This is a genomic window from Streptomyces sp. MB09-02B (assembly GCF_033794485.1).
Lineage (GTDB): Bacteria > Actinomycetota > Actinomycetes > Streptomycetales > Streptomycetaceae > Streptomyces.
The window spans coordinates 1-14,747 of the sequence record NZ_JARGEE010000227.1 but is presented as its reverse complement, the minus strand read 5'-3'; the positions used below and the strand labels follow the sequence as shown (position 1 = coordinate 14,747).

The following is a 14,747-nucleotide window of genomic DNA, read 5'->3' as shown; positions in this document are numbered from 1 at the left end:
CCCGACAACCGCTCCACCCCCCGAGCGATCTCCACCGACGCGGCCCCCCGCAGATCCACATCCACCAGACTCACCCCACTCAGATCCGCCCCCTTCAAGGCACACCCCTCGAACGCGACCCGCTCCAGCCGCGCACCTCCGAAATCCGGCTCCACCAGCACACAGTCCTCGAACACGACATCCTTGAGCCGCGCCTCACGCAGATTCAGGAAGTCGATCTTCCCCCCACGCACGAGCACCCGCTCCAGCACGGCCCCGTGCAGCTGCACCCCACCGAGCCGAGCCTCCACCAGCTCGACATCGCGCAACGTCGCCTCGGACAGATCCGTCCCGACCCCCCGTATCCCCGTGAGGACGCAGTCGAGCACCCGGGCCCGCCGCAGCCGCGTCTCGTCCAGCGCGCACCCCGTCAGCGCGCAGTCCATGAACCGGGCGCCCCCACCGTCCTGCCCGACGAAGTCCTCCTCCCGGAACTCCAGCCCGTCATAGTCCCCGTCGGGCTCCAGCCCTCCGCCCGCGTACGCCTCCAGCACAGGCAACCGCACCTCCGGCCGCCGCGCCGCCTTCACCACCGACCTCGCCCTCACCATCCCCCCATCGTGCACCCCACCACTGACAATCCCCCTGACCTGCGCTCCCACAGCCCATGTCACATCCCGGGCCCCCGATCCGTCGTACCCACGGACAGCCGCACAGCCGCACAGCCGTCCGACAGACACCGGCCTACGGACACCGCCCCGAGGGAGCCCAGCCATGCACGCCACCCGACCCCCCGCCCCTCTCACCCCTCTCACCTCCCTCACCGTCATCGGCGGCGGCTTCGCCGGCCTCACCGCGGCCATCACCGCAGCCGAGGCGGGCGCGAGGGTCACCCTCCACGAGGCGCACCACACCCTCGGCGGCCGGGCACGGACCGCGGAGGGGCCGTACCGGACGAACGAGGGACCGCACGCGCTGTACAACGGCGGCCCGCACTGGACCTGGCTGGCGCAACGGGACCTGATCGGCCCCCTCGCGCCCCTCCCGCCCCTGGAAACCGCCCGGTTGCGCCTGCACCACAGGGGCGCGCTGCGCCGGACCCCGCCGTTCGCGATGCTCAAGCTCCTCCGCCCGCGCCGCACGGGCCGCCCCGCGCCGATCGACGTCGACTTCCTCACCTGGGCGACCGAACAGGCCGGTGAGGAGGCCGCCCGCGCCGCGGCCAACTACGCGGCGGTGGCGCTGTTCCACCACAACCCGGGCTCCCTGTCCGCCGCGTTCGTCCAGGAACGGCTGCGCCGGGCCACGAAGTTGCCGCCGGAGGCGCACTACCCGCGCGGCGGCTGGGCGAGCGTCATCGACCGCATGGCGGCCCGCGCCTGGAACCTCGGCGTCCGTGTGGAGACCCTCAGCCGCGTCGACAGCCTCGACGCCCTCACCAGCACCAAAGGACACGGCAGTCACACCCGCACCGGCACCGGCACCGGCACCGGCACCGGCCCGATCATCGTCGCCACCTCCCTGGACGTCGCCCGCCGCCTGCTCAAGGACGACTCGCTGACCTGGCCGAGCGGCCGTACCGCCCTCCTCGACCTCGCCGTACGCACCCGCCGCGGCGACGCCTTCGCGGTCTCCGACCTGGACGCGCCCGGCTGGATCGAGCGGTTCACGGCCCAGGACCGCACCCTGACCCCGGCCGGCGAGCAGTTGCTCCAGGGACAGTTCCCCATCGGTCCGCACCAGTCGCGGGCGGACGGCATCGCCCGCGCCGAACACCTGCTCGACCTGGGCTTCCCCGGCTGGCGGGACCGCGTCACCTGGCGGCGCGAGGCGACCGCCAACGGCCGTACGGGCGCCGTCGATCCGGTCGGCACCACCTGGCGCGACCGCCCGGCCGTGGACCGGGGCGACGGCGTGTACCTGGCGGGCGACCAGGTCGCGGCGCCCGGCGTGCTCTCGGAGGTGTCGTTCAACAGCGCCCTCGCGGCCGTCTCGCTGGCGCTCGGCAGGAAGTCGAGGAACACCCTTGACCTCAAGCATGCTTGAGGTCGGAGGCTGAGGTCCGCCAAGCGAAACCAGGCGCACACGCCACGCGAGAACGTATCGCTCAAGGGGGCCCTCCATGCACGCCATCCGTCTGCACGCCTTCGGTCCGGCCGAGAACCTGACGTACGAGAAGGTCGCGGACCCCGAGCCCGGCCCGGGCCAGGTGCGTATCGCCGTCGCGGCGGCCGGCGTACACCTGCTCGACGCCGCCCTCCGCGAGGGCCTGCCCGGACCGGGACCGACACCCGAACTGCCCACGATCCCCGGCCGCGAGGTCGCCGGGGTCGTCGAGGCGCTCGGGGAGGGCGTCCCGGAGCCCTGGCTCGGCCGACGCGTCACGGCCCACCTCGGCTTCGTGCCCGGCGGCTACGCCGAACTGGCCGTCACCGAGGTCGAACGGCTGCACGAGATACCGGAGAACCTCGACTTCGCGGAGGCGGTCGCGATGATCGGGACGGGCCGTACGGTGATGGGGATCCTGCTCTTCGCCGACCTCGGCCCGGACGACGTGGTCGTGATCCCGGCCGCGGCCGGCGGCATCGGCACGCTCCTCGTGCAGTACGCCAAGAACGCGGGCGCCACGGTGATCGGCCTCGCCGGCGGCCCCGCGAAGACGGCCCGGGTGGCGGCCAACGGCGCCGACCTCGCCGTCGACTACACCGACCCGGCCTGGCCGGAGCAGGTGGCGGCGTACCGGGGAAAGGCCACGCTCGTCTTCGACGGGGTCGGCGGCACGGCGGCGCGTGAGTCCGTCGGAATGCTCGCCCCCGGCGGCAGGCACCTGGTCTTCGGCTGGTCGGCGGACGGCATCAAGGACGGCGGCCCCTATGTCGTGGAGGGCGTCTCGGAGACGGTCCTCGGCGAGGAGATGCGCCGCCGGGCCGGGGGCCCCGACCCCATCCGCACCCTCGAACTCCGCGCCCTGGCCGAAGCCGCCGCGGGCCGCCTCACCCCGGCCGTCCACCGCTTCCCCCTCGCCGAGGCGGCCGCCGCCCACCGCGCCCTGGAAAACCGCGGCACGACCGGCAAGGTGGTGCTGGAGCCGTGACCGCCCGCACGACCCGCCCCGGCCGGAACACACCCCGAGGCCAGGACCGCGACGCACCCCCGGCCGCCGCCCCCGCGCCGGACACCCCCGACTCCCCGGGCGTTCCCGGCGCCCCCGCCGTTGACGGCGCCCGCGATCGCGTCCGAGCTGCTCATGCCCGGACGCTAAGCGTTCCCGACAGCGCCTGTCTGCTACGGATTCCGTGGCGCGAAGGCGTCCCCGAGCAGGAAATCCAAGGGAACCCGGGCAGCCGCGCGCGTAGTGTCCCCGCATGATCGATGTTCCGGAGGAACTGGCCGAGACCCAGGAAGAGATCAACGGAGCGGCGGGCCGCAGCTTCATCGCGAACCTCCCGCACCTGACCGCCGACTTCCTGGACCGCTGGGGCCTGCGCCTCGACGGCCGCCCCATGCACGGCATGTGCGCCCTGGTCCTGCCGGTGGTCCGCACGGCCGACGACACCCCGGCCGTCCTCAAGCTCCAGATCCTCGACGACGAGAGCGAGGGCGAGCCGATCGCCCTGCGCGTCTGGAACGGCGACGGGGCGGTACGGCTCCTGGACCACGACCCCGACACCGGCACCATGCTGCTCGAACGCCTCGACCCGGCCCGCATGCTCTCCCACGAGCCCGACACCCACCGGGCCGTCCTGGTCATCGCCGACCTGCTGGCCCACCTCACGTCCACCCCGGCCCCACCGACCGTGCGCCGCCTGTCCGACATCGCGGCAGCCATGCTGGAGCGCACCCCCGCGGTCCTGGCCCGTATCCCGGACCCGCCCGACCGCCGCCTGCTGGCGGACTGCGCGGCGGCGCTCCGCGAGGTCGTCACCGACCCCGGCGACCGCCTCCTGCACTGGGACCTGCACTTCGACAACGTCCTGGGCGCCGACCGCTCCCCCTGGCTCGCCATCGACCCCAAGCCCCTGGCCGGCGACCCCGGCTTCGACCTCTGGCCCGCCCTCAACAACCGCTTCGACCCGTCCGACGTCCTCTGGCGCTTCGACGCGATGACCGAGGCCCTCTCCCTGGACCGCCCCCGGGCCCGCGCCTGGACCCTGGCCCGCCTCCTCCAGAACGCCCTCTGGGAGGTCGAGGAGAACCGCGCCCTGGACCCCGAGGACCTGGAACTGGGCCGCCGCCTGCGCTGACCCGCCGTCGCCGCGTACGGCGGGGGACTCAGCGCCAGTCGTCGATCACGTAGGCGTCCGGGCGGCTGTAGCCGGGTTCGTTGGGCCTGTGCATGGTCACGCCCTGCAGCCAGGTACGGAAACCGCGGTCGACCATGCGCCGGTAGGCGTCCTCGCGGGCCAGGTTCATCCCGGCGTCCAGTTGCCCCAGGCCCTTCTCGACGGCCAGCTGCTCGCACGCGTTCAGCAGCCGCTCGAACCGGTCCGCGGCGTCCGGGCCGGGGCGTACGGCGCCGAACTTGACGAAGCACACGTCCTCACCGGCCTCCGACCCGGCTCCGCAGTGGCAGACGGCCAGACCGTCGAGGCCGGAGCCGACGCCCTCGAGGAGGATGGTGTCCCCGAGCCCCTGCGCCTGTGTGGCCGTGATCTCGCGCTCCAGGTCCAGGCCCTCGTACACGGCTCCCGTCAGTGCGCGACCGAGGCTCAGGGCGTCGGGCCGCTCGGCGGCGGTCAGGTCGCCGTAGAGCACTCGGCCGGGCACCGCGGCACTGACAGCGACCTGCTTCTTCATGATGGCGGTGAGGAAGCGGGGCCAGAATCCGTACCGGCGGTAGAGCTCGAGGTGCTTGGGACTGTGCGCGAAGGTGAACAGGCCGAGGTGCCGGTTCTCCCAGGTGTCGAAGCGGGCCATGACCGGTTCCATGAGGCGCCTGCCGATGCCCTGGTCCCACAGCTCCGGACGTACGGTCAGCGGGCCGAAGAACCCGACGCTGCCCCAGTCGGCGGCGAAGTTCGATCCGACGACCTCGCCCTCGACGGTCGCCGCGAAGGCCGCGTGCGGATCCGCCGCCCAACGGGTACGGACATAGTCGGCGGTCCCGAAGAACGTCTCCGGATCGGGCGCCCCGAGGAAGGTCCCGAAGGCGACCCTGAAGATCTCGTCGGCCCGGTCCAGGTCCGACTCGACCAGCGGGCGGACCGACACCGAGGCGGCGACACTCATACGCTTCGCTGAGGGCATGATCGCTCTCCTTCCGCCCCCACTGCCTCACTTCCATCGCACCACGCCCACCCGCCCCGGGCGAAGCGACAGCTCGGACAGCACGGAGCCCCGGCTCTCCGCCGCCGCCACACAGAACACAGAACCCCAGGCCGGACACCATCCGACCTGGGGCAGCAGAAGAGCCCCCTGTCGGAATCGAACCGACGACCTCGAGATTACAAGTCACGCGCTCTGGCCAACTGAGCTAAGGGGGCATCGCACAGACAACGTCACGCGCGAAAGCGGCTCCACTCTACACAGAGGCCGTTTCCCGAAGCCATGCTGTTTCGCCCGCACCTTGATCGCCCACAACCATGCGTAACTGCCCGTTCACTCGTTCGTTGATCGACCTGACGTGCTGTTCTGAAGATCGGATCGTCGGGGAGAGATGGGCGACATGAGGCAGCCTGCTGAGATGGCGAAGCTGAAGGCGGTGAATGGCGCGGAAGCCGAACGCGTCAAGCGCGACGCCCTCGGTATCGCCGGCCGCCGCAAGCACCACACCCGCAAGGCGACACCGCTCAAGAGCCACACCAAAGAGGCCGACACACACCACCGCGTCTACCGGTTCCGCTTCTACCCGACCATCGGGCAAGCCGAGCAGTTGGGAAGGACCTTCGGCGCCTGCCGCTGGGTCTACAACGAAGGCCTGGCCTTGCGGTCAGAGGCCTGGGAGCGGCATCGGGTGAAGGTCGGGTTCGCAGAATCCGCCGCCACGTCGACCAGGCCTTCACCCGGTTCCTCAACGGCCAGACCAGGTGTCCCGAGCGGAAGAAGAAGGGGAGGTCGCGGGAGTCCGCCATCTACGTGCGCACGGGCTTCAAGTGGGTCGAGGACCCGGCTCTGCCCGGAACTGGTCTGATCACGCTTGCCAAACAGTCCGAGCCATTGCGCATCCGCTGGTCACGGGCACTGCCTGCCGGCGTGGTCCCCGTCCGCTTGTCGGTCACGCGTGACAAAGCCGGACGGTACTTCGTGGCAGCGCTCGTCGAGGAGCGCATCGCACCGCTGGCCGCCGCCTTCCTGCCGGACACCCAGGAGCCGAAGGCCGTGGGGCTGGATCTGGGGCTGGCGTCACTCGTCACCCTCGACGACGGAGCGAAACTCAATCACCCTCGGCTGTTGAAACGGTACGCGGAGAAGCTGGCACGGCTCCAGCGCGAACTGCACAACAAGGTCAGGGGATCGAACAACCGGAACAAGGTCCGGCAGAGGATCGCCCGCCTTTACACACTCATCTCTGACGTGCGCAAAGACATGCTGGACCAGTTCACGACCCGCCTCGTGCGCGAGAACCAAGTGCTCGTCGTGGAGGACCTGTCCATCGTGACCCTACTGCGCCCGTCTCACGGCAAGGGCCGACGGCGAAAAGCGAGGCTGAACGAGGCCATCCTCGACGCCGGGTGGGGTGAGCTGCTGCGGCAACTGCACTATAAGTGTGCGTGGTACGGCCGCACCCTGGTGATCGTCGATCGATTCTTCCCTTCGACTCGGCTGTGCTCGGCATGCCGTTCGAAGGGGCCGAAGATGGACCTTTCGGTACGGCAGTGGACCTGCTCCCCGTGCGGGGCGGTCCATGACCGAGACGTGAATGCCGCCGCGAATCTACGCGGTGAAGGGATGCGCCTGTACAGGCGAGTGATCGCCGGTTTGCCACCGAATACACCGGCACCGACTGTGATCAGGGCTTCGGAACTGAAGGGGCCTCTACCGACCGCGTGCTAGCGGCCGGCTGTGTTACGGACCGACGGGCCGTCGGCCGGGATGCCTGTGGAGCGTGCGTAGGACCGCTCGGGCTCGCCTCATCAGGGGTGATGCACGCGTGGCAGTGCGCGAAGAAGCAGGAAGCGTCGAAGCAAGGTCAAAAGTGCGGTGCTCTGCCTCCGCCGACGAGAATCACCACGACGACCTCTCCCCCGTCGAAAATTTCCGCGAAGTTCACAGGGGTCCAGGTACTGACAGACCCGGTGAACGGAAGGTACCGTCCTGACCCAATCCACTCCCGTGGACTACACCACCATGGCCCGGCCGTGGTGGATCACCACCTTTACAACGGATCGTCCGGCACGTTCCTGCCGGTGAAGGGGGCCTACGACCCATGGCCACAGTTTCGTTCGACAAGGCGACCCGCATCTACCCGGGTTCCACCAAGCCCGCCGTGGACGCGCTCGAGATCGAGATCGAGGACGGCGAGTTCCTCGTCCTGGTCGGCCCGTCCGGTTGCGGCAAGTCCACCTCGCTCCGCATGCTCGCGGGGCTCGAGGACGTCAACGGCGGCGCCATCCGCATCGGTGACCGCGACGTCACGCACCTGCCGCCGAAGGACCGGGACATCGCCATGGTGTTCCAGAACTACGCGCTCTACCCGCACATGACCGTCGCCGACAACATGGGCTTCGCCCTGAAGATCGCCGGCGTCAACAAGGCGGAGATCCGGCAGAAGGTCGAGGAGGCCGCGAAGATCCTCGACCTCACCGAGTACCTGGACCGCAAGCCGAAGGCCCTCTCCGGTGGTCAGCGCCAGCGTGTCGCCATGGGTCGCGCCATCGTGCGTGAGCCCCAGGTCTTCCTCATGGACGAGCCGCTGTCGAACCTCGACGCCAAGCTCCGTGTCTCGACCCGTACGCAGATCGCGTCGCTCCAGCGCCGCCTCGGCATCACCACCGTCTACGTCACCCACGACCAGGTCGAGGCCATGACGATGGGCGACCGCGTGGCGGTCCTCAAGGACGGTCTGCTCCAGCAGGTCGACACCCCGCGCAACATGTACGACCGCCCGGCCAACCTCTTCGTCGCCGGCTTCATCGGCTCCCCGGCCATGAACCTGGTCGAGGTCCCGATCACCGACGGCGGTGTGAAGTTCGGCAACAGCGTCGTCCCGGTCAACCGTGACGCCCTGAAGGCCGCCTCCGACAAGGGTGACACCACCGTCACCGTCGGTGTCCGCCCCGAGCACTTCGACATCGTGGAGCACGGCGGCGCCGCCGCCACCGCCCTGTCCAAGGACACCGCCGACGCCCCGGCCGGCCTCGCCGTCTCCGTCAACGTCGTCGAGGAGCTCGGCGCCGACGGTTACGTCTACGGCACCGCCGAGGTCGGCGGCGAGACCAAGGACCTCGTGGTCCGCGTCAACGGCCGCCAGGTCCCGGAGAAGGGCGCGACGCTGCACGTCGTCCCGCGTCCGGGCGAGAACCACGTGTTCTCGACCTCGACGGGCGAACGCCTCTCCGACTGACTCCCCGACACGGTGGGCGCGACCGTTCGCGAAACCACCGGCCCGGGATAAATCACCCAGGTTGACGAAGAAGGCCCCGCAAACCTCTGCGGGGCCTTTTTCCTTGCCACCAACTACCCCGGCAAACAGGCTCATTTCGACCAGTGTGCGTCAACCCGCCACCCGGAGAACGGCGCTCAGACGTCCCCCATACCGGTGACCCAATGTCGCCATATCACTACCCCGCGCTACCCTCACTCGCGTGAAGCACACCCACACCTACACCCAACGGACGCGGCGCGGCCCCGGCCCCGCCCGCCGGATCGGCCGTTCCCTGGCCCTGGTCCTGCCCGTCGTCCTGGTCCTCTCCGGCACCCTCGCGGTCACCAAGGTCCAATGGACCACCACGGACCCCGACCAATCGGTCCTCGCCGCCTCGGACGTGGCCGAGCTGGACTCCACCGAGCGCACGAAGCCCCGTGCCCCGCACGAGGTGCTCCAGGACAGGCTCCTGCTGGAGCTCCAGGAGGAGGACCCCGGAGTCGCCCTCACCCACCTCCAGGAAGCGGTGAACGAGCGCCCGTCGCTCGCGAAGCACTGCACCTCCATCGCGCGCGCCCTCGGCCGCGCCGCCGTCCGTGCCTACGGCCCCACCCGGGCCCAGGGCTTCGCCCGCCCCGTCTGCGACACCTCGTACGCGACCGGAGTGGCCGCCCAGTTCGCCTGACCACCCCGGCGATCCACCGGGGCACCCCACCCCGGTGACCCCCCTCCGCGCCGATCACAGGGCCGTGCTCCCGCGAACGGGGCGCCACGTACAGTTCGGGTCATGACCGATCCGAACGCCGCGTCGCGCCCCGTTCAAGCCGTGGTCCTCGCCGGTGGCCAGGGCTCCCGGCTGCGTCCGTACACCGACGACCGGCCCAAGCCCATGGTCGAGATCCCCGGTACGGGCACGCCGATCATCGGCCATCAGCTCGCCTGGCTCGCCGAGGAGGGCGTGACCGACGTGGTCGTCTCCTGCGGCCATCTCGCCGACGTCCTGCAGAAGTGGCTGGACTCCGCCGACCTTCCGGTCCGCGTCACCACGGTCGTCGAGACGGAGCCCCTGGGCCGAGGCGGAGGCCTCAAGTACGCCGCCGCCCACCTCCCGCACCCCGACCAGCCCTGGTACGCCACCAACGGCGACATCTGGACCCGCTTCTCGCTCCGCGACATGGCGGACTTCCACACCGAGCGCGACGCCCTCGCCACGCTCGCCCTGGCCCGCCCCCGCATCCCCTGGGGCGCCGTGAAGACGGACGGCTTCGGCCACGTCACGGACTTCATCGAGGCCCCGCCCACCACCTACGAGATCAACGCCGGCGTCTACGTGTTCTCCCCGGAGTTCACCGATCTCCTCCCGGCCCGGGGCGACCACGAACGCACCACGTTCCCCCGCCTCGCCCGAGAACGCCGCCTCGCGGGCTTCCCCCTCCCTCAGGGGGCCTACTGGCGCGCCATCGACACGGCGAAGGACCTGACAGAGGCAGCGAAGGAACTGGCCGCCCTGAGCCGCTAGGGCACGTTTCAGGGCTTGAGCCCAGCACCAGCGCGCCCAAAGGGGCGCGGGGAACTGCGCGACCAGCCACGAACAACCCGCAGCCGCCCCGAAACCGCTCCTCCCGAGCTCCCAGGCGCCTCCTGACACGCCGATGGGCCCCGCGCAAAAGCTCACGCGGGGCCCATCACCACATCCGTACGACCTACCCGAGCAACCCTCCGACCAGCCCAGGCTGCCCACCCGAGGAGCTCCCCCCGGTGGACCCCCCGGAGGACGTCGCCCCACCGGTCGCCCCACTGGAGGCACCCCCGCTGGAGCTCGGCCCCGCGGTGGTGCTCGGCGCCTGCTCCACCGGCACCGACTGCTGGGGCGGCGCCTGCCCGGCCGTCCCCTGCGTCTGGCTCGGCTGCCCCCCGGTGACCGCCCCGGTGGACCGCGTGGCCCCCGGCGTGGTCGCAGCCCCCGAAGGCGAAGCCGACGTCGCGCCCGCGGTCGGCGTGTCGGACGCGGACGGGCTGTTCTCGCGCCGCGCGCTCGGCTCACCCGGCAGCGGCGACCCCGGCAGTTCGTTGCGCGGCGCCTCCCCGGGACCGGGAACGACGATCCGGTCGGCGTCCCGCACGGCACCGCCGAGCAGCGACCCGACGAGCAGCGTCAGCCCGACGACGATCGCGGTCACGAGCACGCCCCGGCGCAGTACGTACCGCCGCAGCTCCCAGATGTCGGCGCGCGGCCCGAGCGTGCGCCAGGCGCCACCCGCGAGCCGCCCGTCGACCGAGTACACCGGCGCGCCCGCGATGATCAGCGGGGACCAGGCGGCGAGGTAGATGATGTCGGGCGTCTCGTAGACGGGGACGGTCTTCCAGCTGACGGTGACGAGCAGCGCGGCCGACAGCAGCGCCCCGACACCGGCGGCGACCCGCTGCCACAGTCCGAGGACGGTCAGCACACCGACGATGACCTGGGCGAAGGCGATGACGAGCCCCGAGCCCACCGGGTGTTCGAGGGCGAACTGCCGCAATGGCTCGGCGACTTCCCACGGGTGCAGCGTGTTCAGCCACTTCACCATGGAGCCGCGCTTGCCGCCGTCGAAGTAGTGCGGGTCGCAGAGCTTGCCCATGCCGGCGTAGATGGAGATGAAGCCGAGGAAGACCCGCAGCGGAAGCAGCACCACGCCGAGGTTCATGCGGCGGCCGGGGTAATAGGCGTGCCGGACGGGCTCGTTGCCGGTCCGGCGCCCGCTCCGCCCTTCCTCGCCGTCGGCCCGGTCGTCGTACGGGTCCGTGAAGTCGTCGTCCCCGTAGGCGCCTTGGCCGGGGCCATGACCCGCCGGGTCGTAGCGGGCTTCGTCGTAGGCGCTGTCGACCGTGCGCATGGCGGGGAGCAGCCGGGTGCCGTCGCCGACGGAGTGCTCGCCGTGCGTGCGCTGGCTGCCGACGACGGGCGTCTCCACCGTCTCGACGGTCAAGTCGGCGCCGTACCGCCCGCTTTCGGAGCCGTAGCGCCTGCCGTCGGTGTCGTATCCGCTGCCGCCCGTGCCGTCGACACGGGGGATGACCTGGGTCGAGCCCGTGTCGCCCAGCGGGTCGGGGAGGCCGACGCCCGCGCCGCGCACCGCCTGGAGGAGCCGGTGGGCCCCGGTGTCGTCGGGCGCGGACTTCCCGCTCCAGACGACCGGCGCGCGCCGACGCCCGGCGACGGGCGCGCCGGAGCGCCCCGCCGTGCCCACGACGGGGATGCGCGTGGTGTCCTCGGTGTGGCTCAGGTGCCGTGCGATGCGCGGGGACGCCCGCGTGGAGGCGCCCAACTGCACGCGGAAGCTCGCGTGGTTGACGATGACCTGCGCCGGATCGCTCGGCACCTTCACCATGCTCAGCGCGGGAGCGTCGTCGAAACCCGAGTCGAATTTCGACGAACGGTCCCCCGTGGGTGTGCGGGGTGTTCTGGTGTCCACACTCATCTAACCGAGTGACGTGTCGTTAGGACACTGCTTTGACCGCCCCGATCTGTCCGGACCCCGTCAAGGTGATCCAGAACGCCCGGAACCCCCGGTCAGGCCCAGCTCTCAGGCCCTGCGCCGCGCCGCCTCGTACAGCACAACTCCCGCCGCCACACCGGCGTTCAGCGACTCGGCCCCACCCGGCATCGGGATCCGCACCCGGAAGTCGCACGTCTCGCCGACGAGGCGGGACAGGCCCTTGCCCTCGCTGCCGACCACGATCACGACGGGACCCTCCAGGGCCTCCAACTCGCCCACCTCGGCCTCGCCGTCGGCGGCGAGGCCGACCACGACGACACCGGCCTTCTTGTAGGCCTCCAGCGCGCGCGTGAGGTTGGTGGCGCGCGCGACGGGCGTACGGGCGGCCGTACCGGCGGACGTCTTCCACGCGCCGGCGGTCATGCCGGCCGCGCGCCGCTCGGGCACGACGACGCCGTGCCCGCCGAACGCGGAGACGGACCGGACGACGGCGCCGAGGTTGCGCGGGTCGGTCACCCCGTCGAGGGCGACGATCAGCGGGTCCTCGCCCTCGTCGTACGCGGCGGCCACGAGGTCCTCGGGGTGCGCGTACTCGTACGGCGGGACCTGGAGGACGAGCCCCTGGTGGTTGAGGCCGTTGGTCATGCGGTCCAGCTCGGGGCGGGGCGCCTCCATGAGGTTGATGCCACCGCGCTCGGCCGCGAGCTGCAGCGCCTCGCGCACCCGCTCGTCGTTGTCGATGAACTGCTGGACGTAGAGCGTCGAGGCGGGCACGCCCTCGCGCAGCGCCTCGACGACCGGGTTGCGTCCGACGACCATCTCGGACGTGCCCTTGCCGCCCCGGCCACGCGCCACGGGACGGCGTGCGGCCTGCTTCGCCTTGGCGTTGGCGATGCGGTTCGCCTTGTGCTTCTTGCGCATCTCGGCGGGCGGGGTCGGGCCTTTGCCCTCGAGACCCTTGCGCCGCTGGCCGCCACTGCCGACCTGCGCGCCCTTCTTGCCGGACATGCGGCGGTTGTTAGCGGCCATGACCTACCCGTCTCCTGAGAAGCGTGTGTGCGTACGCGTCGGGCGTACGTCGTCGTGTGTACGTAATGCAGTGTGCCGCCCGGAGGCCCGGGCGGCACAATCGATCAAGCGACCGGATGTCCGGCTCAGCGCGGGCCGAGCGTCCAGCGGGGGCCGTCCGGACTGTCCTCGATGACCAGACCGGACTGGTTGAGCTGGTCGCGGATGGCGTCGGCGGTGGCCCAGTCCTTGCGGGCGCGCGCCGCCTCCCGCTGCTGCAGGACCAGCCCGACGAGGCTGTCGACCACGCCGTGCAGGTCCTCGCCGCGCTCACCGCCGTCACCGGCCCAGTGCGCGTCCAGCGGGTCGAGGCCCAGCACACCGAGCATGGCCCGCACCTCGGCGAGCCGTGCCACCGCCTCTTCCTTGTCGTCGGCGGCCAGCGCGCTGTTGCCCTGGCGGACCGTGGTGTGCACGACGGCGAGCGCCTGCGGCACCCCGAGGTCGTCGTCCATCGCCTCGGCGAACGCCGGCGGCACCTCGGCGGCGGGTTCGACGATCCCGCCGGCCTTCTCGACGACCCGCTGCACGAACCCCTCGATCCGGGCGAACGCCGACTCGGCCTCGCGCAGGGCGCCCTCGCTGTACTCGATCATCGAGCGGTAGTGCGGGGTGCCCAGGTAGTACCGGAGGACGATGGGCCGCCAGTGCTTGACCATCTCGGAGACGAGGACGCTGTTGCCCAGCGACTTCGACATCTTCTCGCCGCTCATGGTGACCCAGGCGTTGTGCACCCAGTACTTCGCGAAGTCGTCGCCGAAGGCCTTGGCCTGCGCGATCTCGTTCTCGTGGTGCGGGAAGATCAGGTCGAGTCCGCCGCCGTGGATGTCGAAGGCGCTGCCCAGGTACTTGTGCGCCATGGCGGAGCACTCCAGGTGCCAGCCCGGCCGCCCCCGGCCCCAGGGCGTCTCCCAGGTCGGCTCCCCCGGCTTCGCCGACTTCCACATGGCGAAGTCCCGCGGGTCGCGCTTGCCGGTCTCGCCCTCGCCGGAGGGCTGGAGCAGGTTGTCCAGCTCCTGGTTGGAGAGCTGCAGATACCCCGGGAAGGACCGCACGTCGAAGTAGACGTTGCCGTCGGCCTCGTAGGCGTGTCCGCGCTCGATCAGCCCGCGCATCATCTCGACCATCTCGGTCACGTGCCCGGTGGCACGCGGCTCGTAGGTCGGCGGCAGGCAACCGAGCACGTTGTACCCGTGGTTGAAGGCGCGCTCGTTCTCGTACCCGATCGACCACCACGGGCGGCCCTGGTCGGCCGACTTCGCGATGATCTTGTCGTCGATGTCCGTGACGTTCCGGACGAACGTCACGTCGTACCCGCGGTACTCGAACCACCGGCGCATGATGTCGAAGTTGAGCCCCGACCGGATGTGCCCGATGTGCGGGGCCGCCTGCACCGTGGCGCCACACAGGTAGATCGAGACACAACCCGGCGTGAGCGGGGCGAAGTCACGGATCTGCCGGGCGCTGGTGTCGTACAGGCGAATAGTCACGCCTCAAGAGTAGTAGGCCTCGACCGGTGCCCCGCCCGGATGACCCCAAGGGGCACGGATTCGTGACGTTGGGCAGCACCCGCGCCCCGTAAGGGGCGCGGGGAACTGCGCGACCAGCCCCACCGGACGGACGGCTGGAGGTCGAAGGGGCGCAGCCCCTTGGTGGGGGCACCTCCCGCTCGAGCGAAGCCGAGAGTGGGGGAGGGA

The 14,747-nt window shown here is 71.1% G+C and carries 12 protein-coding genes, 1 tRNA gene and 1 pseudogene; 8 read left to right on the top strand and 6 right to left on the bottom strand.

Translation table 11 applies throughout. The features are described 5' to 3' along the window. The coding region (locus P1P70_RS27395; RefSeq protein ID WP_319242275.1) for a pentapeptide repeat-containing protein at positions 1–590 on the bottom strand (590 nt) is incomplete at its 3' end. 163 nt (positions 591–753) lie between these two features. Between P1P70_RS27395 and P1P70_RS27390 the strand changes: the two genes are divergently transcribed. The 3 genes from P1P70_RS27390 (at position 754) to P1P70_RS27380 (ending at position 4,223) form a co-directional block, all read left to right on the top strand. After that, positions 754–2,025 (top strand): FAD-dependent oxidoreductase, encoded by a 1,272-nt coding sequence (locus P1P70_RS27390; RefSeq protein ID WP_319242273.1) that lies wholly within the window; start codon positions 754–756, stop codon positions 2,023–2,025. Between the two features lie 76 nt (positions 2,026–2,101). Then, entirely contained in the window at positions 2,102–3,073 is a 972-nt protein-coding gene (locus P1P70_RS27385; protein WP_319242271.1) for a zinc-binding dehydrogenase, read from the top strand. 271 nt (positions 3,074–3,344) lie between these two features. Continuing rightward, positions 3,345–4,223 (top strand): aminoglycoside phosphotransferase family protein, encoded by an 879-nt coding sequence (locus tag P1P70_RS27380; RefSeq protein WP_319242269.1) that lies wholly within the window; start codon positions 3,345–3,347, stop codon positions 4,221–4,223. 28 nt (positions 4,224–4,251) lie between these two features. Here P1P70_RS27380 and P1P70_RS27375 read toward each other — a convergent pair whose 3' ends face one another. Together P1P70_RS27375 and P1P70_RS27370 are read right to left on the bottom strand one after the other, a co-directional pair. After that, positions 4,252–5,226, bottom strand: a complete 975-nt coding sequence (locus P1P70_RS27375) for a GNAT family N-acetyltransferase (protein WP_319242267.1) — start codon at positions 5,224–5,226, stop codon at positions 4,252–4,254. 162 nt (positions 5,227–5,388) lie between these two features. Next, positions 5,389–5,462: transfer RNA gene (locus tag P1P70_RS27370), tRNA-Thr, on the bottom strand. Between the two features lie 173 nt (positions 5,463–5,635). Here P1P70_RS27370 and P1P70_RS27365 point away from each other — a divergent pair. The 5 genes and pseudogenes from P1P70_RS27365 to P1P70_RS27345 form a co-directional block, all read left to right on the top strand. Further along, a pseudogene (locus tag P1P70_RS27365) lies at positions 5,636–5,869 on the top strand (helix-turn-helix domain-containing protein); the annotation flags it as partial. Between the two features lie 2 nt (positions 5,870–5,871). Next, positions 5,872–6,972 carry an RNA-guided endonuclease TnpB family protein gene (locus P1P70_RS27360; RefSeq protein WP_319242280.1) on the top strand — a complete coding sequence of 367 codons (1,101 nt, stop codon included), beginning with the start codon at positions 5,872–5,874 and terminating at the stop codon, positions 6,970–6,972. A gap of 373 nt (positions 6,973–7,345) precedes the next feature. Then, positions 7,346–8,482 carry a sn-glycerol-3-phosphate ABC transporter ATP-binding protein UgpC gene (locus P1P70_RS27355; RefSeq protein WP_319242265.1) on the top strand — a complete coding sequence of 379 codons (1,137 nt, stop codon included), beginning with the start codon at positions 7,346–7,348 and terminating at the stop codon, positions 8,480–8,482. 241 nt (positions 8,483–8,723) lie between these two features. Then, positions 8,724–9,188 carry a hypothetical protein gene (locus P1P70_RS27350; protein WP_319242263.1) on the top strand — a complete coding sequence of 155 codons (465 nt, stop codon included), beginning with the start codon at positions 8,724–8,726 and terminating at the stop codon, positions 9,186–9,188. A gap of 102 nt (positions 9,189–9,290) precedes the next feature. Beyond that, positions 9,291–10,022: a nucleotidyltransferase family protein gene (locus P1P70_RS27345; RefSeq protein ID WP_319242261.1), complete on the top strand. Its 732-nt coding sequence runs from the start codon at positions 9,291–9,293 to the stop codon at positions 10,020–10,022. Positions 10,023–10,206: 184 nt separating this feature from the next. Here P1P70_RS27345 and P1P70_RS27340 read toward each other — a convergent pair whose 3' ends face one another. The 3 genes from P1P70_RS27340 to cysS all read right to left on the bottom strand — a co-directional run bounded on the left by P1P70_RS27340 (position 10,207) and on the right by cysS (position 14,540). Further along, a complete protein-coding gene (locus P1P70_RS27340) occupies positions 10,207–11,958 on the bottom strand; it encodes a DoxX family protein (RefSeq protein ID WP_319242277.1) in 1,752 nt (583 codons plus the stop codon). Positions 11,959–12,069: 111 nt separating this feature from the next. Then, positions 12,070–13,011: a 23S rRNA (guanosine(2251)-2'-O)-methyltransferase RlmB gene (gene rlmB, locus P1P70_RS27335; RefSeq protein ID WP_319242259.1), complete on the bottom strand. Its 942-nt coding sequence runs from the start codon at positions 13,009–13,011 to the stop codon at positions 12,070–12,072. A gap of 125 nt (positions 13,012–13,136) precedes the next feature. Next, entirely contained in the window at positions 13,137–14,540 is a 1,404-nt protein-coding gene (gene cysS / locus P1P70_RS27330; protein ID WP_319242257.1) for a cysteine--tRNA ligase, read from the bottom strand. Between the last annotated feature and the right edge of the window lie 207 nt (positions 14,541–14,747).